The organism is Streptomyces sp. AC512_CC834 (assembly GCF_019049325.1).
Taxonomy (GTDB): Bacteria; Actinomycetota; Actinomycetes; order Streptomycetales; family Streptomycetaceae; genus Streptomyces.
The window spans coordinates 47,146-65,587 of sequence record NZ_JAGMUO010000032.1 but is presented as its reverse complement, the minus strand read 5'-3'; the positions used below and the strand labels follow the sequence as shown (position 1 = coordinate 65,587).

At 71.7% G+C, this 18,442-nt stretch carries 17 protein-coding genes; 9 read left to right on the top strand and 8 right to left on the bottom strand.

Annotated elements, in window-relative coordinates; genetic code table 11:
* Positions 1-139 precede the first annotated feature (139 nt).
* Positions 140-1,273, top strand: a complete 1,134-nt coding sequence (locus KUM40_RS12935; RefSeq protein WP_217165972.1) for an SAM-dependent methyltransferase — start codon at positions 140-142, stop codon at positions 1,271-1,273.
* On the opposite strand, the gene KUM40_RS12930 is transcribed toward KUM40_RS12935, so the two are convergent.
* Entirely contained in the window at positions 1,238-2,389 is a 1,152-nt protein-coding gene (locus KUM40_RS12930) for an NADH-quinone oxidoreductase subunit D (protein ID WP_217165971.1), read from the bottom strand. The two genes, KUM40_RS12935 and KUM40_RS12930, sit on opposite strands and share 36 nt — an antisense overlap.
* Before the next feature lie 31 nt (positions 2,390-2,420).
* Between KUM40_RS12930 and KUM40_RS12925 the strand changes: the two genes are divergently transcribed.
* Positions 2,421-2,942 (top strand): PH domain-containing protein, encoded by a 522-nt coding sequence (locus tag KUM40_RS12925; protein WP_217165970.1) that lies wholly within the window; start codon positions 2,421-2,423, stop codon positions 2,940-2,942.
* 152 nt (positions 2,943-3,094) lie between these two features.
* The gene (locus tag KUM40_RS12920) at positions 3,095-4,369 is read left to right on the top strand and encodes a PH domain-containing protein (RefSeq protein ID WP_217166003.1); all 1,275 of its coding nucleotides are present in this window, start codon (positions 3,095-3,097) and stop codon (positions 4,367-4,369) included.
* A 206-nt stretch (positions 4,370-4,575) separates the two neighbouring features.
* Here KUM40_RS12920 and KUM40_RS12915 read toward each other — a convergent pair whose 3' ends face one another.
* Entirely contained in the window at positions 4,576-5,865 is a 1,290-nt protein-coding gene (locus tag KUM40_RS12915; RefSeq protein WP_217165969.1) for a hypothetical protein, read from the bottom strand.
* Positions 5,866-6,304: 439 nt separating this feature from the next.
* Between KUM40_RS12915 and KUM40_RS12910 the strand changes: the two genes are divergently transcribed.
* The 6 genes from KUM40_RS12910 (at position 6,305) to KUM40_RS12885 (ending at position 11,360) form a co-directional block, all read left to right on the top strand.
* Positions 6,305-8,194, top strand: coding sequence for a phosphatidylglycerol lysyltransferase domain-containing protein (locus KUM40_RS12910; RefSeq protein WP_217165968.1), 1,890 nt, complete (start codon positions 6,305-6,307; stop codon positions 8,192-8,194).
* Positions 8,191-9,054: a dihydropteroate synthase gene (folP, locus tag KUM40_RS12905; RefSeq protein WP_217165967.1), complete on the top strand. Its 864-nt coding sequence runs from the start codon at positions 8,191-8,193 to the stop codon at positions 9,052-9,054. The genes KUM40_RS12910 and folP overlap by 4 nt, the downstream gene beginning before the upstream one ends.
* On the top strand, positions 9,051-9,563 hold the full coding sequence (locus tag KUM40_RS12900) for a nuclear transport factor 2 family protein (protein ID WP_217165966.1): 513 nt from the start codon (positions 9,051-9,053) through the stop codon (positions 9,561-9,563). The genes folP and KUM40_RS12900 overlap by 4 nt, the downstream gene beginning before the upstream one ends.
* Positions 9,564-9,842: 279 nt before the next feature.
* Complete coding sequence (gene folB / locus KUM40_RS12895) at positions 9,843-10,202, top strand: dihydroneopterin aldolase (protein ID WP_217165965.1); 360 nt, start codon at positions 9,843-9,845, stop codon at positions 10,200-10,202.
* Entirely contained in the window at positions 10,199-10,810 is a 612-nt protein-coding gene (folK, locus tag KUM40_RS12890; protein WP_217165964.1) for a 2-amino-4-hydroxy-6-hydroxymethyldihydropteridine diphosphokinase, read from the top strand. The genes folB and folK overlap by 4 nt, the downstream gene beginning before the upstream one ends.
* A gap of 61 nt (positions 10,811-10,871) precedes the next feature.
* Entirely contained in the window at positions 10,872-11,360 is a 489-nt protein-coding gene (locus tag KUM40_RS12885) for a DUF3180 domain-containing protein (RefSeq protein ID WP_217165963.1), read from the top strand.
* Between the two features lie 10 nt (positions 11,361-11,370).
* On the opposite strand, the gene KUM40_RS41260 is transcribed toward KUM40_RS12885, so the two are convergent.
* The 6 genes from KUM40_RS41260 to KUM40_RS12855 all read right to left on the bottom strand — a co-directional run bounded on the left by KUM40_RS41260 (position 11,371) and on the right by KUM40_RS12855 (position 18,357).
* Positions 11,371-11,835 carry a hypothetical protein gene (locus KUM40_RS41260; RefSeq protein WP_254395023.1) on the bottom strand — a complete coding sequence of 155 codons (465 nt, stop codon included), beginning with the start codon at positions 11,833-11,835 and terminating at the stop codon, positions 11,371-11,373.
* Between the two features lie 595 nt (positions 11,836-12,430).
* Positions 12,431-13,036, bottom strand: coding sequence for a GTP cyclohydrolase I FolE (gene folE / locus KUM40_RS12875; protein WP_217165962.1), 606 nt, complete (start codon positions 13,034-13,036; stop codon positions 12,431-12,433).
* A gap of 72 nt (positions 13,037-13,108) precedes the next feature.
* A complete protein-coding gene (ftsH, locus tag KUM40_RS12870) occupies positions 13,109-15,148 on the bottom strand; it encodes an ATP-dependent zinc metalloprotease FtsH (protein ID WP_217165961.1) in 2,040 nt (679 codons plus the stop codon).
* Between the two features lie 195 nt (positions 15,149-15,343).
* Complete coding sequence (hpt, locus tag KUM40_RS12865; RefSeq protein ID WP_254395035.1) at positions 15,344-15,883, bottom strand: hypoxanthine phosphoribosyltransferase; 540 nt, start codon at positions 15,881-15,883, stop codon at positions 15,344-15,346.
* Between the two features lie 48 nt (positions 15,884-15,931).
* Positions 15,932-17,038, bottom strand: coding sequence for a tRNA lysidine(34) synthetase TilS (tilS, locus tag KUM40_RS12860; RefSeq protein ID WP_217165960.1), 1,107 nt, complete (start codon positions 17,036-17,038; stop codon positions 15,932-15,934).
* A 191-nt stretch (positions 17,039-17,229) separates the two neighbouring features.
* The gene (locus tag KUM40_RS12855; protein WP_217165959.1) at positions 17,230-18,357 is read right to left on the bottom strand and encodes a zinc-dependent metalloprotease; all 1,128 of its coding nucleotides are present in this window, start codon (positions 18,355-18,357) and stop codon (positions 17,230-17,232) included.
* Positions 18,358-18,442: the final 85 nt, after the last annotated feature.

The window sequence follows — 18,442 nt, the reverse complement described above, 5'->3', positions numbered from 1 at the left end:
AACCCAGCGTAGGGAAGCGGAATAGGTGCAGGGGTCAACCGGAGGGCCGATCCGTATCGCCCGCGCATACTCCGCAAGGTGGAGGCTCCGATCTTCTGTGCACATCCGTGCCCCCTGGGACCTGTCCTAGCCTGGGCCTGTGACACCAGGGACGGCAGGGCTCAGAGGGACTCCTGAGACGCATGGGGAATGGCGGGGCTGGCGGGAGGCCACGCGGGAGGCTCTCTACGGACCGGAGGGTTTCTACCGCGTGGGCTCCGCGGGGCCGGCCGGGCATTTCCGCACGTCCGTGCACGCCTCGCCGCTGTTCGCCGGGGCCGTGGCGCGGCTGCTGTGCCGGGTCGACCGGGCGCTGGGGCGGCCAGCGTCGCTGGACTTCGTGGACATGGCGGCCGGGCGGGGCGAGCTGGTCACCGGGGTGCTGGCCGCCCTGCCCGCCGACGTGGCCGCCCGCACGCGCGCATACGCCGTCGAGGTCGCCCGTCGCCCGGAGGGGCTGGACGGACGGATCCAGTGGCTCCGCGAGCCGCCGGACGGCGTCACCGGGCTGCTGTTCGCCAACGAGTGGCTGGACAACGTACCGGTGGAGGTGGCGGAGGTGGACTCCGCGGGCGTGGCACGGCGGGTGCTCGTCCGGGGCGACGGGGCCGAGCGGCTCGGGGAGCCGGTGGCCGGGGCGGAGGCCGGGTGGCTGGCCCGGTGGTGGCCGCTGCCCGGGGAGGAGGGGCTGCGGGCGGAGATCGGGCTGCCCCGCGACGAGGCCTGGGCGTCCGCCGTGGCGGCCCTGGACGGCGGTCTCGCGGTGGCGGCCGACTACGCGCACACCGTGGCCGCCCGCCCCCCGTTCGGGACGCTCACCGGCTTCCGGGAGGGGCGGGAGACCCCGCCGGTGCCGGACGGGTCGTGCGACCTCACCGCCCACGTCGCGCTGGACGCGTGCGCGGCGGCCCACGCATCGAGGTGCGCTCCGGAGTGCACGCCCCCCGATGCGCTCATGCGCTCCCAGCGCGAGGCCCTGCACGCCCTCGGCGTCACGGGCACACGCCCCCCGCTCGCGCTGGCCTCCAGCGACCCAGCGGCGTACGTGCGCGCCCTCGCGAGCGCCTCCGAGGCCGCCGAATTGACCGGCACCGGCGGTCTGGGCCGGCTCGGCGGTCTGGGAGGTCCAGGAGGTCTGGGCGGGCTGGGGGACTTCGTGTGGCTGCTCCAGCCGGTGGGGCCCCTCGACGCCGCCGCGCTACTTGTCGATGTCCCCGACCACGAAGAACAGTGACCCCAGGATCGCCACCATGTCCGCGACCAGCGTCCCGGGCAGCAGTACCGCCAGCGCCTGGATGTTGTTGTACGAGGCCGAGCGCAGCTTCAGCCGGTAGGGGGTCTTCTCGCCCTTGCTGACCAGGTAGTAGCCGTTGATGCCGAGCGGGTTCTCGGTCCAGGCGTACGTGTGGCCCTCGGGCGCCTTCAGCACCTTCGGGAGCCGCTGGTTGACCGGTCCGGTCTCCAGCCCGGCCAGGCGGTCCAGGCAGGCGTCGGCGAGGTCGAGGGCGTTGTGGGTCTGCTCCAGGAGAACCTCGAAGCGGGCCAGGCAGTCGCCCTCGGTCCGGGTGACGACCTTCAGGGTGTCCTGGAGTTCGCCGTAGGCGAGGTACGGCTCGTCGCGGCGCAGGTCGAAGTCGACGCCGGAGGCACGCGCGATCGGACCGCTGACGCCGTAGGCGTGCACGGCCTCCGGGGACAGGGCGCCCACGCCGCGCGTACGGCCCCGGAAGATCTCGTTGCCGAGCACCAGGTCGTCGAAGACGTCCATGCGCGGGCGCACGGCGGCGACGGCGGCACGCGCGCGGGTGGTCCAGCCCGCGGGCAGGTCCTCCTTGAGGCCGCCGACGCGGTTGAACATGTAGTGCATGCGCCCGCCGGAGACCTCCTCCATGACGTTCTGGAGGACCTCCCGCTCCCTGAAGGCGTAGAAGACCGGGGTGATGCCGCCCAGCTCCAGCGGGTACGAGCCCAGGAACATCAGGTGGTTGAGGACACGGTTCAGCTCCGCGAGGAGCGTGCGCGTCCACACCGCGCGCGTGGGCACCTCCATGCCGAGCATCCGCTCTACGGCGAGGACCACGCCCAGCTCGTTGGAGAACGCCGACAGCCAGTCGTGGCGGTTGGCGAGCACGATGATCTGACGGTAGTCACGGACCTCGAACAGCTTCTCCGCGCCGCGGTGCATGTAGCCGATCACGGGCTCCGCACTCGTGATGCGCTCGCCGTCCAGGACCAGCTTGAGGCGCAGCACGCCGTGTGTGGACGGGTGCTGGGGTCCGATGTTGAGCACCATGTCGGTGCTCTCCGCGGCACCGCCGATACCGACCGTGGTCTCCGTCGTGGGAGTCATGGACACAGTCTCCCCTACGTACGCTGGGCTCATGGAGACGGGGAGCCCGGACGACCCGGGCACGGCGGGGGCGACGAGGGCGGCACCGGACGAGCCGGTGTGGACCGGCCTGCCGCCGGGGCTGCTCCACCTGCGGCGACTGTTGCTGGTGGTGTGGCTGGGGCTGCTGACGCTCGCCGCGGGCCTGCTGCCCGGACTGTTCCTGGGCCCGTTCTGGGCCGCCCTGGCGGCGCTGCCGCTGGCCCTGACGGCCTGGGGCTGGGTGATGCTGGAGCGCAACTGGCGCTCCTGGCGGTACGCCGAGCGCGCCGACGACCTGCTGATCAGCCGGGGTGTGCTGTGGCGGGAGGAGACCGTCGTCCCGTACGGGCGCATGCAGTTGGTCGAGGTGACCTCCGGACCGGTCGAGCGGCACTTCGGCCTGGCCAGCGTGCAACTGCACACGGCCGCCGCCGCGACCGACGCGACCATCCCCGGCCTCGACCCGGCCGAGGCGGAACGCCTCCGCGACCGGCTCACCGAGCTGGGCGAGGCCCGATCGGCGGGGCTGTGACCGGGCCCGGGGCCGGGGCCGAGGCCGGGGCCGGAGCCGAGGCCGAGGGCGGGGCCGGAGCCGAGGCCGAGGCCGAGGGCGGGGCCGGGGGCGGTACGAGGGCGGCGAAGAACCGCACGCCCCCGCTCCCGGACGGTGTCGTCGAACGGCGGCTGCATCCCGTCACGCCGTTGCGGCGGGCGTGGGCGCCGGTCGCCGTCCTCGTCGGGTGGGCCGTGCACGATCCGGACCAGGCGCAGCGCCAGCTCACCCGGCTGACCACGACCCACCTGCTGATCGGCCTCGCCGTGCTGATCCCGGCCGCCGCCCTGTACGGCTTCTTGACCTGGTGGTTCACCCACTTCGCGGTGACCGACACCGAGCTGCGCATCCGTACCGGACTGCTCTTCCGGCGCACCGCGCACATCCGCCTCGAACGCATCCAGGCCATCGACGTCACCCAGCCCCTGCTGGCCCGCGTCGCGGGGGTCGCCAAACTCAAACTCGACGTCATAGGCACCGGCAAGAAGGACGAACTTGCCTTCCTGGGCGCCGACGAGGCGCGTGCGCTGCGGGCCGAGCTGCTCGCGCGGGCAGCCGGTTTCGCGCCCGAGACCGCGCAGGAGGTCGGCGAGGCCCCCGCCCGGCAGTTGCTGCGGGTGCCGCCCGGCGTCCTCGCCGTCTCGCTGGTGCTGACCGGCGCGACCTGGGGCACGCTGCTGGCCGCCGTCGTCGTACCGACGCTGCTGTGGCTGGCCACCCACAACCTGTGGACGGTGCTGGCGACCGCCGTACCGCTGGTGGGCGCGGCGGGGGCGAGCAGCGCGGGCCGGTTCGTCGGGGAGTACGACTGGACGGTCGCCGAGTCCCAGGACGGGCTCCGCATCGACCACGGGCTGCTGGACCGCACCCACGAGACGGTGCCGCCCGGCCGGGTGCAGACCGTGCGCATCGTGGAACCGCTGCTGTGGCGGCGCCGCGGCTGGGTGCGGGTGGAGCTGGACGTGGCCGGGTCGTCGAACTCCGTACTGCTGCCGGTCGCCCCGCGCGAGATCGCCGAGTCGGTCGTCGCGCGCGTGCTGCCCGGGGTGAGCGTGCCCGCGGGGCCCGTGCTGTCGCGCCCGCCCCGGCGGGCGGCGCGGTGCAGGCCGCTGTGGTGGCACGGCTACGGGCTCGCCGTCACCGACACGGTCTTCGCCGCCCGGTACGGACTGCTGCGCCGCAGCCTGGCACTCGTGCCGCACGCCAAGGTCCAGAGCGTCCGCCTGACCCAGGGCCCCTGGCAGCGGGCCCTGCGGCTGGCCGACGTACGGGTGGACACGGGGGCGAACAAGACGGTGACCGCGCGGCTGCGGGACGCCGACGAGGCGGCGAAGCTGCTGCGCGCCCAGGCGGAACGGTCCCGAACCGGCCGCCGGGACGCACTGCCGGACCGATGGATGTCCTGAGCCCAGCCCCCCGCCACCCGCACCGACCTTGCCGACCGCACCGACCGCGCTGGCTCTGCCGACCGCACCGGCCGCACCGACCTGCCACCCTCGCCAACCGCGCCGGCCACACCGACCCTACCGACCCTGCCGACCTGCCGACCTGCCGATCCTGTGCCACCCCGCCGACCGCGCCGCCCAGAGCGCCCCGACCGTGCCGACCGTGGTCAGGACACCGCGCTGCGGAGCCCCTGTACGTCGATCTGCTCGGTCTCGTCGTGGGCCGTCAGGTCGATCACCTGGCCCACACCCCGGGACTCCTCGCCGGCCGGCTTGAAGGAGGCCTCAGCCTCCGCCTTGTGCAGGGCGAGCGCCTCCTGGCCGACCACGTCGGCGAGGTCCTCGTTCTGGACGGTCTCCAGGGCGTCGGACGCGACCGCCCCGTCCGCCCCGGCCGTCGCGTCTCCGGGGACCTTCGTGCCGAAGAAGTCGAAGCCGCCCTCGGCCGGCGGACGCCGTGCCGGAGCCGCCGGTACGACGGCCACCGCGGTCGGCACCGTGAAGTGGCCGTCGGCCCGCCGGGTCGGCTGGTGGGTCTGGGTGGGCTGCGCGGGCCGCTCGCCGGACTGCGTCGTCGGGGAGGCGGCGGCGGTGCGCTCGTGTCCGTCGGCCGCCTCGGGCTTCCCCTGTGCCTCGTCCTCCTGCGCCGCCTCGGCCTCGGCCGCGCTCTCACCGCCGCCGCCCCTGCCGCCGCCGTCCCCGTCGTCGTCACCGTCGTCGTCGGAGGCGCCGCGGACGTCGTCCCGGTCGTCACCGTCCGGACGGGCCGGCGCGTCCTCGTCGAAGCGCCCCAGTGCCGCCTTCGCGCGCAGGAACAGCCGGGACCCCTCGGGCGAGAAGACCGCGGGAGCCTCTTCGGCGTCCCCGCTCTCCTCGCCCGTCACCTCGCTCGTCTCGTCGCTGGTGTCGTCGTTGGTGTCCTCGGCGGCCGGGATGCCATCCTCGGCCTCCGACTCCCGCGCCGGGGCCGGTCGTGCCGCCGGCAGCGCGGGCGCCTGCGGCGCGGCCTCTATCTCGAGCAGGCGGCGGCCCTCCAGCGCACTGGCGCGCTCGGTCTCCGCCGTGGCGTAGCGCCGCAGCAGCGAGGCGTGCTCGTTGCGCAGCCCCGCCAGCTCGGTGCGCTTGGCCCGCAGCCGGTGCTCCAGCTTCTGCCGCAGCTCGCGCGACTCCTCCAGGTCGGACTCCAGTTCGGCGACCCGTTCCTCGAAACGCCACTCGTCACTGGCCCGCACGCGCGTGAGGTCGGCGACGCGCCTGCCCGCCTGCGCGTCCCAGTGCCGCATGACGACCGCGCCGACGACGGCCGTCACCGCGGCGGCCGAGGCCAGCACGCGAAGGATCGTGGTCTCGCTGAACACCCAGGGGCCGAGGGCGCAGACGACGGAGACGCCTGCGATCGCCGACGGAGGAAGCAGCCTGTGCAGAGGCGGGGAATGGCGGTGACGTCCACGTGGCATGGCCAGAAACTTACCGCGCGTAGGCGAATCTTGGCGCCCCGCCCCGTAAAAACACCGCCATATCCGATGCGTTCACACGGGACCAGGAATCCACATGGCCGACGCCGGGTGAATTAATCCATGATCGTTTCTGTCACCCGCCCACCTCGGCGCCGTGGGAACCCATCGCCTGCCGGCTATTGAGGTGGTGCCCGCCGCTTTCCAGAATGATCGACGCGATCCGTGTCGGCTTCTTGTCCGCCACCAGCTCAATGAAGTCTCAACGCTCGGCTTCCGAACTTTTGGATCAAGGGGAGTGAACCTGTCCCCCCAAGACACCGTCCTAGAGGGCGCAATGTCGGCGGATGCCCGAAACGGGCCCGGATCCACGATCTCCCGCAGAACCACTCGCTGAACCAGCAGGACTACAGGTGCGATGTCTGTCAGGACAGATGATGAAATGTCGGGTGCGGTTCCGGCGAGGCACACCCGCGTGCGTCGCGTACTGCGCGGCCCCCGCCCGGCGAACGTGCCGCTCCTCGTCGGCCGCGCCTGCGCGCTCGTCGGCCTGCTGGACATCGCCGCCGGCGTCTTCCCGCGCTTCAGACACAGCCGTATGCACGCCCTCGCCGAGGTCCTGCCGGGCGCGTTCGGCCCGTTCGCCGCGGCCCTCTCGCTCAGCGCCGGCGTCCTGCTCCTGCTGCTCGCACACGGGCTCAGGCGCCGCAAACGCCGGGCCTGGCGGGCGGCGGTGGCCCTCCTCCCGCTGGGCGCCGTCGCGCAGTTCGGCTACCGCCACTCACTCCTCGGCGTACTGCTCTCCCTCCTCCTGCTCGCGCCCCTGCTGCGCCACCGCGACCAGTTCGCGGCCCTGCCCGACCCGCGCAGCCGCTGGCGGGCGCTGGCCAACCTCGTCCTCATGAGCGCCGGTTCCCTGCTGCTCGGACTGCTCGTCGTCAACGCCCACCCGCACCGGATGCTCGGCGACCCGAGCCTGGCCGACCGCATCACCCACGTCCTCTACGGCCTGTTCGGCGTCGAGGGCCCGGTCGACTACCGGGGCAACACCACCTGGACGGTCGCCTTCTCCCTGGGCGCGCTCGGCCTGCTGACCGCCATCACCACCATCTACCTGGCCTTCCGCCCCGAACACCCGGCCGCGCGCCTCACCGAGGACGACGAGACGCGGCTGCGCGCCCTGCTGGCCAGGCACGGCGGCCGGGACTCCCTCGGCCACTTCGCGCTGCGCCGCGACAAGGGCGTCGTCTTCTCCCCCAGCGGCAAGGCGGCGGTCACCTACCGCGTGGTCTCCGGTGTGATGCTGGCCGGCGGCGACCCCATAGGCGACGTCGAGGCCTGGCCGGGCGCCATCGAACGCTTCATGGACGAGGCCCAAGCCCACTCCTGGACCCCGGCCGTCATGGGCTGTTCCGAGACCGGCGGCGAGGTGTGGACCCGCGAGACCGGGCTCGACGCGCTCGAACTCGGCGACGAGGCGGTGGTGGACGTCGCGGATTTCTCCCTGGCCGGCCGCCCGATGCGCAACGTGCGCCAGATGGTCAAGCGCATCGAGCGCGCCGGTTACGAGACCCGGGTACGGCGCGTGGCTGACCTCTCCGACGCCGAACTGGACCGCGTCCGCCGCGCCGCCGACGCGTGGCGCGGCACCGACACCGAGCGGGGCTTCTCCATGGCCCTGGGCCGCGTCGGCGACCCCGCCGACGGGGACTGCCTGATCGCGACGGCACACAAGCAGGACGACGAACCGGGCAACGCGCCGGGCAACGGGCCGGGCAACGCGCCAGGCGACGCGCCGGGCAACGCGCCGGGCGAGTACGGCGACCTCAAGGCGGTCCTGCACTTCGTGCCGTGGGGCAGGGACGGGGTGTCCCTGGACCTCATGCGCCGCGACCGCGCGGCCGACCCCGGCATGAACGAACTCCTGATCGTGGCCGCGCTCCGGGCCGCCCCGAAGCTGGGCATCGCGCGGGTATCGCTGAACTTCGCGATGTTCCGCGCGGCGCTCGCGCGCGGCGAGAAGATCGGCGCGGGGCCGGTCCTGCGGGCGTGGCGCGGTCTGCTGGTGTTCCTGTCCCGGTGGTTTCAGATCGAGTCCCTGTACAAGTTCAACGCCAAGTTCCGCCCCCGGTGGGAGCCGCGCTTCGTCGTCTACCGCGCCTCGGCCGACCTCCCCCGCATCGGCCTCGCCGCGATGCAGGCCGAGGGGTTCGTCACCCTCGCGGTGCCGCTGCCACGGTTCCTGCGCCGCCGGACGCCCGTACGGCGCCCCTGCGGGCACGTTTCCCGCCACGGACACCTCCCCACGCGACCGCCTACGCTGAACACATGAGCAAGCAGACCGGCCGCCGCCGCCACCTCGCGGGACTGACCGCATGGGACCGCTGCGCGGTCATGGGGGTGGTCAACGTGACCCCCGACTCGTTCTCCGACGGCGGCCGCTTCTTCGACACCACGGCCGCCATCAAGCACGGCCTCGACCTGGTCGCCGAGGGCGCCGACCTGGTGGACGTCGGCGGCGAGTCCACCCGCCCGGGCGCCACCCGCGTCGACGAGGACGAGGAACTCAGGCGCGTGGTCCCGGTCGTGCGCGGCCTGGCCTCCGAGGGCGTCCCGGTCTCCGTCGACACCATGCGCGCCTCCGTCGCCGAGCAGGCCCTCGCCGCCGGCGCCGCCCTCGTCAACGACGTCAGCGGCGGCCTCGCCGACCCCCGGATGATCCCGGTCGTCGCCGGCACCGGCGCCCCCTTCGTCGTCATGCACTGGCGCGGCCTCCTGGAGGGCGGCAACGTCAGGGGCGTCTACGACGACGTCGTCACCGAGGTGATCGACGAACTGCACGCGCGCGTGGAGACGGTCCTGGAGGGCGGCATCGCACCCGACCGCGTGGTCGTCGACCCCGGCCTCGGCTTCTCCAAGGACGCCGGGCACGACCTCGTCCTCCTCGCCCACCTCGACCGCCTGCTGGGCCTCGGCCACCCCCTCCTGGTCGCCGCCTCCCGCAAGCGGTTCCTGGGCCGGGTCCTGGCCGGCCCGGAGGCGTCCCCGCCCCCCGCGCGCGAGCGCGACGCGGCCACCGCCGCGGTCTCCGCCCTCGCGGCGCACGCCGGCGCGTGGGCCGTGCGCGTCCACGAGGTCCGCGCCACGGCCGACGCCGTACGGGTCGCCCGCGCCGTCGAAGGAGCCCGGTGAACGCGCCGCACCTCGACGTCGAACAGGTCGAGGCCGCCAACACCGCCTTCTACGAGGCGCTGGAGGAGGGCGATTTCGAGAAGGTCTCCGAGTTCTGGCTCACCCCGTCCGACCTGGGCGTCGACGAGACCTACCACGACCCGGCCGACGCCGGTGTGGTCTCCTGCGTGCACCCCGGCTGGCCGGTCCTCACCGGTCGCGGCGAGGTCCTGCGGTCCTACGCGCTGATCATGGCGAACACCGACTACATCCAGTTCTTCCTCACCGACGTGCACGTCTCCGTCACCGGCGACACCGCCGTGGTCACCTGCACCGAGAACATCCTCAGCGGCGGCCCCGCCCCCGACGGCGACGAGGAGCTGGGCCCGCTCGTCGGCCAGCTCGTGGTCGCCACCAACACGTTCCGGCGCACACCCGCCGGCTGGAAGCTCTGGTCCCACCACGCCTCCCCCGTGCTGGCGGAGACCGACGACACCGACGACGGGGACGGCGAGGACACCCCTCCCTGACCGGACCCGACCGGACCTGACCTGACCTGACCTGACCCGATCCGACCCGGGGTGCCGAGAAGTGGTTGGAATCACGGACGGCGGGTAAATGCGGCTACCAACCCGTGATCCACCGGGGCCGCCAGGGAAAACGCACGGTGAAACCTGCCGCTCCCCGCCCGCCCCCACACCCCCCGTGGCCCGGCACTGTCGGTGCCCGCGGGTAGATTCGACTGGGGCCGCCGTACCGCCCGCACGTGGTACGACCGGCCGAGACCGACGACTGCAGGAGTGATTCGCGTGGATCGTGTCGCGCTGCGCGGCCTGAAGGCCCGCGGGCACCACGGTGTGTTCCCCAGGGAACGCGAGGACGGCCAGACCTTCCTCGTGGACATAGTCCTTGGCCTGGACACCCGCCCGGCCGCGGCCGACGACGACCTGGCGAAGACCGTGCACTACGGCATCGTCGCCGAGGAGGTCGTGGCCGTCGTGGAGGGCGAGCCGGTGAACCTCGTCGAGACGCTCGCCGAGCACATCGCCCAGGTCTGTCTGAAGCACGAAGGGGTCGAGGAGGTCGAGGTCTGCGTCCACAAGCCGGACGCGCCGATCACCGTGCCCTTCGACGACGTGACCGTCACCATCATCCGGAGCCGTGTATGAGCGCCCCCTTCGCCCACGGTCCGAGCGACCCGACCGTCCAGCCCGTGCCCGCCTCCGTCATCGAGCAGGTCGACGCCGCGGACACCACCCTGTCCAACCCCAAACGCGCCGTGATCGCCCTCGGCGCCAACCTCGGCAACCGCCTGGAGACCCTGCAGGGCGCGATCGACGCCCTGGAGGACACCCCGGGCGTACGCGTCAAAGGGGTCTCTCCGGTGTACGAGACGGAGCCGTGGGGTGTCGACCCCGGCAGTCAGCCGGCGTACTTCAACGCGGTCGTGGTCGTGAAGACCACCCTGCCCCCGTCCTCCCTCCTGGAGCGCGCGCACGCGGTCGAGGAGGCCTTCCACCGCGTCCGTGACGAGCACTGGGGCCCGCGCACCCTGGACGTCGACATCGTCGCCTACGCCGAGGTCGTCTCCGACGATCCGCAGCTCACCCTCCCCCACCCGCGCGCCCACGAACGCGCCTTCGTGCTCGCCCCCTGGCTCGACGTGGACCCCGAGGCCCGGCTGCCCGGACAGGGCACGGTCGCCGACCTCCTGGACTCCGTCACCCGCGAAGGCGTCGCGGCCCGCGCCGACCTGGAACTCCACCTGCCCGAGTAGTCGTTAAGGTCGACGAGGTCAGGACGACCACGCAGGGGAACCGAAGGGACACCGGGACACCGTGAAAGAGCTGCGCATCAGGGTGCTGGCCGGCGTGTTCGTCGTCGCCGGGATTCTGTCCTGGGCCGGCGCCCGCCTGTGGAACTCGCTCGGGAGCCTCCCGAGCGTCCCCCTGGCCGCGCCCGTCGTCCTCGCCCTGATCGCCGTGATCCTGCTGGCCACGGCCCTGTCGATCCGCGCCCGCCTCAAGGCCCAGCGGGAGCGCGTCCAGGGCGCCAAGGGCGTCGACCCGATGATGGCGGCCCGCGCGGTCGTCTTCGGCCAGGCCAGCGCCCTGGTGGCCGCCCTCGTCGCCGGTATGTACGGCGGCACCGGCGTCTTCCTGCTGGAGTACCTCGACATCCCGGCCCGCCGCGACCAGGCCATCTACGCCGGCCTCTCGGTCGTGGCGGGCATCGCCGTCATAGCGGCCGCGGTCTTCATGGAGCGGGTCTGCAAGCTCCCGGAGGACGAGGACGACGACCACCCGGGCACGGCGTCAGCGGCGTGACATACCCGGCTCACCAGGGCTGGCGGACCAGATGTCCGTTGACCAGGAAGCCGGGGTGTGGTTCGAGTCGGTAGTTGTAGAGGGTGAATGGCTTGTTCGCGGTGGTCCGCAGCCGCACCTCGTGGACCTGAGTCCAGCAGGACTCCCGGAGTTGCAAAGGGTGCCGCTCGGCCTTGAAAGCACCGCGCGAGGACCAACCGTCGACCACGACCAGATGCGACGCCAGGCCATTGGTCCGCGGAGTGAACCGCGCGCCCAGCACCTGTGCCAGGTCCGAAAGGAACGCCACGTTCCCGCTAACGAGCACTCGACCCGACCACCTCTTGGAACGGAAGCCGTCGCCGTCCGTGTAGCCGTCCAGGAAGCCCTCGAAGGTTTCCCTGTCCCGGAGGACCACCCTGGGGAACCGCTGCCGCATGTGGTGCGCATCGCCACCCACGTACTGCCTCATCAGATCGGCCAGGTAGGACGACACGACACGGACGCGAAAGCCCGGAACGTCCCGCTGAAGGTAACCAGAAGGTCGCGTCACCGCCTCCAGACGGGCGGGCAGTCCGGTCACGGCCGTGAGGCACGCCGCATAGTGCCGAGGCGAAGGCCTCGTCATTGACCACCAACGAGACGTAGTTCCTGCCGACGGTCCCGTCCGCGCAGTTGGCTCCGATCAGATAGCCCAGCTCATAACCCGGCTTGACGGTGAACCGGGTGCGACACAACTTCCGTGCCTGCGTCCAGGCGAGCACGGTTCCCGTGGCGTCCCGCGCGTGAACCCACCCGTCGGGCGTACCCAGCAACTGGTCGGGCGCCACGGTGAACGTCAGATGATCGGTCACGGCGTCCACCACTGCGCGAGCGCGGGTGGTGGTGACCGCCGCGACCGTGGTCGGAACCGTACGCGCCCCGTCCAACATCCACAGGCGGCACCCCACCCGTACACTCCGCGCCTGCGAGCGTCCCTCGACGGTGTTCACCGTCTGTTTGCTGGGCAGGCCGTACGCCACCGCGATCCCCCCTTGATCAGCGATCGACTCACTGACCAAGGACGATATCGGGCACCACTGACAATCAGGTCAGCGTGCCAGTATCAGGCTCATTGCCTCGGCCCGGGTCGTCGCGTCCCGCAGCTGCCCGCGCACCGCCGACGTCGTGGTCTTGGCCCCCGGCTTGCGAACCCCGCGTACCGACATGCACATGTGCTCGGCCTCGACGACGACGATCACGCCTCGGGCCTCCAGGATCCGCATGAGAGAGTCGGCGACCTGCGTGGTGAGACGTTCCTGCACCTGCAGGCGACGCGCGAAGACCTCGACCAGCCGCGCGAGTTTCGACAGGCCGGTGATCTTGCCGCTCGCTGCCGGGATGTACCCGATGTGCGCCACACCGTGGAACGGCAGCATGTGATGCTCGCACAGACTGACGATTTCGATGTCCTTCACCAGGACCATCTCGTCATGCCCGATGTCGAACGTCGTCGTCAGCACGTCCTCGGGCTCCTGCGTGTGTCCCGCGAGGAGTTCCCGATACGCCCGCGCCACACGCGCCGGAGTCTCCCGCAGGCCCTCGCGGTCCGGGTCCTCGCCGACCGCGATGAGCAGCTCGCGTACGGCGTCCTCGGCCCGCTTCTCGTCGAACTCGCCGATCTGGCCCTCGCCGTCCAACGTCACGGGGTCGGTCATCTGGTGCCTCGTTCCTGATCCGTCCTGCGGTCGGCATACATTCCGGGCCCGGTGGGGCCGCCGGGGTGCCTGTCAGCTCTCCGGGCGGTCCTCCGGAGCTCGTTCCGGTGCCGGGGCGGGCTCCACCGTGGTGCTCTTGGCGGTGGAGATCGCCGCCGTCGCGCCGTTCGCTCCGTTCGTCAGTGCGAGCTCCTTGGGGGAGAGCACCGGCGGCCGGGTCGAGGGCGTACGGCGGGAGGAGCCGGTCCAGGCGGGCCGGGCCGGGCGCTTGACGATCTGGGCGAAGACCTCGGCGATCTCCTCCTTGCCCAGCGTCTCCTTCTCCAGCAGCGCGAGGACGAGGTTGTCGAGGACGTCGCGGTTCTCGACCAGGATCTCCCAGGCCTCGTTGTGCGCCGTCTCGATGAGCCTCTTGACCTCCTCGTCGACCAGCGCGGCGACCTCTTCCGAGTAGTCGCGCTGGTGACCCATCTCACGCCCGAGGAAGGGCTCGGAGTTGTCGCCGCCGAACTTGATCGCGCCGAGCCGCTCGGTCATGCCGTACTGCGTGACCATCGCACGAGCCAGACCGGTGGCCTTCTCGATGTCGTTGGCGGCACCCGTCGTCGGGTCGTGGAAGACCAGTTCCTCGGCCGCGCGGCCGCCCATCATGTAGGCGAGCTGGTCGAGCATCTCGTTGCGCGTGGTCGAGTACTTGTCCTCGTCCGGGAGCACCATCGTGTAACCGAGGGCCCGGCCTCTCGACAGGATGGTGATCTTGTGGACCGGGTCGGAGTTCGGTGAGGCCGCCGCGACCAGGGCGTGGCCGCCCTCGTGGTACGCGGTGATCTTCTTCTCCTTGTCCGACATGATCCGGGTCCGCTTCTGCGGGCCCGCGACCACACGGTCGATCGCCTCGTCCAGCATGTGGTTGTCGACCAGCTTCTGGTTGCTGCGGGCCGTCAGCAGGGCGGCCTCGTTCAGCACGTTGGCCAGGTCGGCGCCGGTCATGCCGGGCGTACGGCGGGCGACGGCCGACAGGTCGACGTCGGGGGCGACCGGCTTGCCCTTCTGGTGGACCTTGAGGATCTCCAGACGGCCCTGCATGTCCGGACGGTCGACGGCGATCTGCCGGTCGAAGCGGCCGGGGCGCAGCAGCGCCGGGTCGAGGATGTCGGGCCGGTTCGTCGCGGCGATGAGGATCACGCCGCCCTTGACGTCGAAGCCGTCCATCTCGACGAGGAGCTGGTTCAGGGTCTGCTCGCGCTCGTCGTGACCGCCGCCGAGGCCGGCGCCGCGATGGCGGCCGACCGCGTCGATCTCGTCGACGAAGACGATGGCCGGGGCGTTCGCCTTGGCCTGCTCGAACAGGTCTCGCACTCGGGAGGCACCGACACCGACGAACATCTCGACGAAGTCGGAACCCGAGATCGAGTAGAACGGCACGCCCGCCTCACCCGCGACAGCACGCGCGAGCAGGGTCTTGCCGGTGCCGGGCGGGCCGTACAGCAGCACGCCCTTGGGAATCTTGGCGCCGACGGCCTGGAACTTGGCCGGCTCCTGGAGGAACTCCTTGATCTCGTGGAGCTCCTCGACGGCCTCGTCGGAACCGGCGACGTCGGAGAACGTCGTCTTGGGGGTGTCCTTGGTGATGAGCTTGGCCTTGGACTTGCCGAACTGCATCACGCGGCTGCCGCCGCCCTGCATCTGATTCATCAGGAACAGGAAGACGACGACGATCAGGACGAACGGGAGCAGGGAGAGCAGGATGCCCACGAAGGGGTTCTGCTTCGACGGCGACACGGTGTAGCCGTCGGGGATCTGCTTGTCCTGGTACTTGTTCTGCAGGGTGTTGGCGATGTCGACGCCCTGGTCGCCGATGTAGCTCGCCTGGATCTTCGAGCTGTCCTCGACCTTTGTGCCGTCCTTGAGCTGAACCTTGATGGTCTGCTCGTCGCCGGTGGTCAGCTTGGCCGACTCGACCTTGTTGTCGTTGATCGCCTGGACGACCTGGCCGGTGTCCACCGTCTTGTAGCCGCCGGACGAGCCAACGACCTGCATCAACACGACCACGGCAAGGACGGCCAGCACGATCCACATGATTGGCCCACGGAAGTATCGCTTCACGTCCATCCACACGGAGCGGTGTCGCCCCGTCCCTCCTGCCATAGTGAGTTTGAAAAGACAGTTCTTCTGACGGTACCCCAGCGCGGCGGCTCTCAGCCGCACGGGAGGGTTGACGTCCCGTCTGCATGCTTCAACGGCGCGAGGGCCTCCGGGGTTCCCGGTCCGCCCGGCGAAACGCCGTGAAACGCGTTACAGGCCGCGTCAGCCGCCGTACACGTGGGGCGCGAGCGTACCGACGAACGGAAGGTTGCGGTATTTCTCGGCGTAGTCGAGGCCGTAGCCGACGACGAACTCGTTGGGGATGTCGAAGCCGACCCACTCCACCTCGATGGCGACCTTCGCGGCGTCGGGCTTGCGCAGCAGCGTGCACACCTTGAGGGAGGCGGGCTCGCGCGAGCCGAGGTTGGAGATCAGCCAGGACAGGGTCAGTCCGGAGTCGATGATGTCCTCGACGATCAGGACGTGCCTGCCCTTGATGTCGGTGTCGAGGTCCTTGAGGATCCGCACCACGCCGGAGGACTGGGTGCCCGCGCCGTACGAGGACACCGCCATCCAGTCCATCGTGACGGGGGTGGACAACGACCGGGCGAGGTCGGCCATGACCATCACCGCGCCCTTGAGCACACCGACGATGAGCAGGTCCTTGCCCGCGTACTCCGCGTCGATCTTCGCGGCCAGCTCGACCAGCTTCGCGTCGATCTCTTCCTTGGTGATGAGTACCTTCTCGAGGTCGGCACCCATGTCGTTCGCGTCCACCCGCATCACTTTCGGTCGTCCCACCGGCCGGATTCAGCCTTGCCGAATCACCAGTCTGCCACCCTGCCGCCGGGCGACGACTTTGCCGGGGAGGTTGATGGCCCCCTGGCCGCGCCAGCCGGTGATCAGCCGGTCGACTTCCTCGAGGTGACGGGCGAACAGCGCGCCGGCGGGGGCACCGGCCTCGATGGCGGCGCGGCGCAGGATCCGACGGCGTACGGCGGGCGGCAGGGCGTAGAGCCCCGCGCACTCCAGGACGCCGGTGGCGTCGCGGACGCCGGCCTCGGCCTGGCGGGCCCAGGTGTCGAGGGCGTCGGCGTCGTCCCGGGAGAGTTGGGCCGTACGGGCGAGGGCCTCGACGACGCCCTTGCCGAGGGCCTTCTCCAGGGCGGGCAGGCCCTCGTGGCGCAGCCGGGAACGGGTGTACGCGGGGTCGGCGTTGTGCGGGTCGTCCCAGACGGGGAGGGACTGGACCATGCAGGCCTTGCGGGCGGTCTGCCGGTCGACCTGGAGGAAGGGGCGCCGGTAACGGCCGTCGGCCCCCGAGACCGCGGCCATGCCCGACAGGGAGCGGATGCCGGAGCCGCGGGCGAGGCCCAGCAGGACGGTCTCGGCCTGGTCGTCGCGGGTGTGGCCGAGCAGGACGGCGGCGGCCCGGTGGCGGGCGGCGGCGGCGTCCAGGGCGGCGTAGCGGGCGTCGCGGGCGGCGGCTTCGGGCCCGCCCGCGCGGCCGACGCTCACGGCGGTGGCCTCCACGGGGTCGAGGCCGAGTTCGCGCAGGCGCAGGACGACCTCTTCGGCGCGCAGGTCGGAGCCGTTCTGCAGGCCGTGGTCGACGGTGACGCCGCCGGCCCGGATGCCGAGCCGGGGGGCCTCGAAGGCGAGGGCGGAGGCGAGCGCCATCGAGTCGGCGCCACCGGAGCACGCCACGAGCACGAGCGGCGCCGTCGGGAGCGCGGGCGCGCGCCCGGGAGTACGTTCGGGTGCGCGCTCGGGGATGCGTTCTGGCGTTCGTTCGGCGGCCGTCGCGGCGGGGACGCCGGCCGTGGTGTTCGGTTCGGTGAGGATTTCGGAGAGGACGTCGTGGAGGACGCGGCGGACCGCCAGGCGTATCGCCGCGACCGCAGGATGGGGACCCATGTCCGGTGCCCTTCATGAAATTTTCGGGGATGAGCCCGAGGCTCGGTCACGCAGAGTGTGTAGATGGTGACAGAAACAGGCCGTTCCCCGAGCATCGCACGCCTGCCGAAGGCTCACGGTCCCTCGGACGGGTGATTGGAGGGGCGTTCGCCTGCCGTCGGCCGGAATCGTTCACGCCCCGCCCGCGGGGCTCACGACTCCGGCTTGCGGTGCACCCGCGCGATCCAGTCCGCCGGTTTGGCGATCTCCGACTTGGTGGGGAGGGTGTTGGGCGAGGTCCAGACACGGTTGAAACCGTCCATGCCGCACTCGTCGACGACGGCCCGCACGAAGCGTTCGCCGTCCCGGTACTGGCGGAGCTTGGCGTCCAGGCCGAGCAGCTTGCGCAGCGCCATGTCGAGGCGGGAGGCGCCCTTGGCGCGGCGCTGCTGGAACTTCTCGCGGATCTCCCCGACGCTCGGCACGACCTCCGGGCCCACCCCGTCCATCACGAAGTCGGCGTGGCCCTCCAGGAGGGACATCACGGCGGTGAGACGGCCCAGGACCTCCCGTTGGGCCGGGGTCTGCACCAGCTCCACCAGCGACCGGCCACCGTCGTCCTCCTCCGCCTCGGGGCGGCCCCCGGCGAGGGTCTGGGCGGCCTCGCGGACCCGCTCGAGGACGGTCATGGGGTCGACGTCGGTCTCCGCGAGGAACGACTGGATTTCGCCCTCGAGGTGGTCGCGCAGCCAGGGCACGGCGGTGAACTGCGTGCGGTGGGTCTCCTCGTGCAGGGTCACCCACAGGCGGAAGTCGTGGGGTTCGACGTCGAGTTCACGCTCGACGTGCACGATGTTCGGCGCGACCAGCAGCAGCCGGCCGCCGCCGTTCGCGCCCGCGGGCAGTTCGCGGGTGGCCGGGGCGAACGTCTCGTACTGGCCGAGGACGCGGGAGGACAGGAACGACAGCAGCATGCCCAGCTCCACGCCGGTGACCTTGCCGCCGACGGCGCCGAGGACCGCGTTGCCCGCGCCGTCGCCGCGCCGCTCCTGCATCTTCTCCAGCAGGGGTTTGAGGATCTCCCGGAACCCGGCGACGTTCGCCCGGACCCACCCCGGGCGGTCGACGACGAGGACGGGGGTGTCGTGGATCTCGTCGGTGGCCATACGGGTGAAGCCCCGGACGTGTTCCTCCGAGACCTTGGCATGGCGGCGGAGTTCCGCGACGACGGCTCTGGCCTCGTCACGGCTCACCTCGGGGCCCGGCCGTACGAGCCGGGTCGCGGTCGCCACCGCGAGGTTCCAGTCGACCATGCCGGAATGTGCGCCGATGCTCGTCATGCGTCAACGGTACGGGAGCGCTGCCGCTGGGGGCAGGCTGTGCGGTGCCCGGGGGTGCGTACGAGGTCGGCGGGGGCGAGGTCCG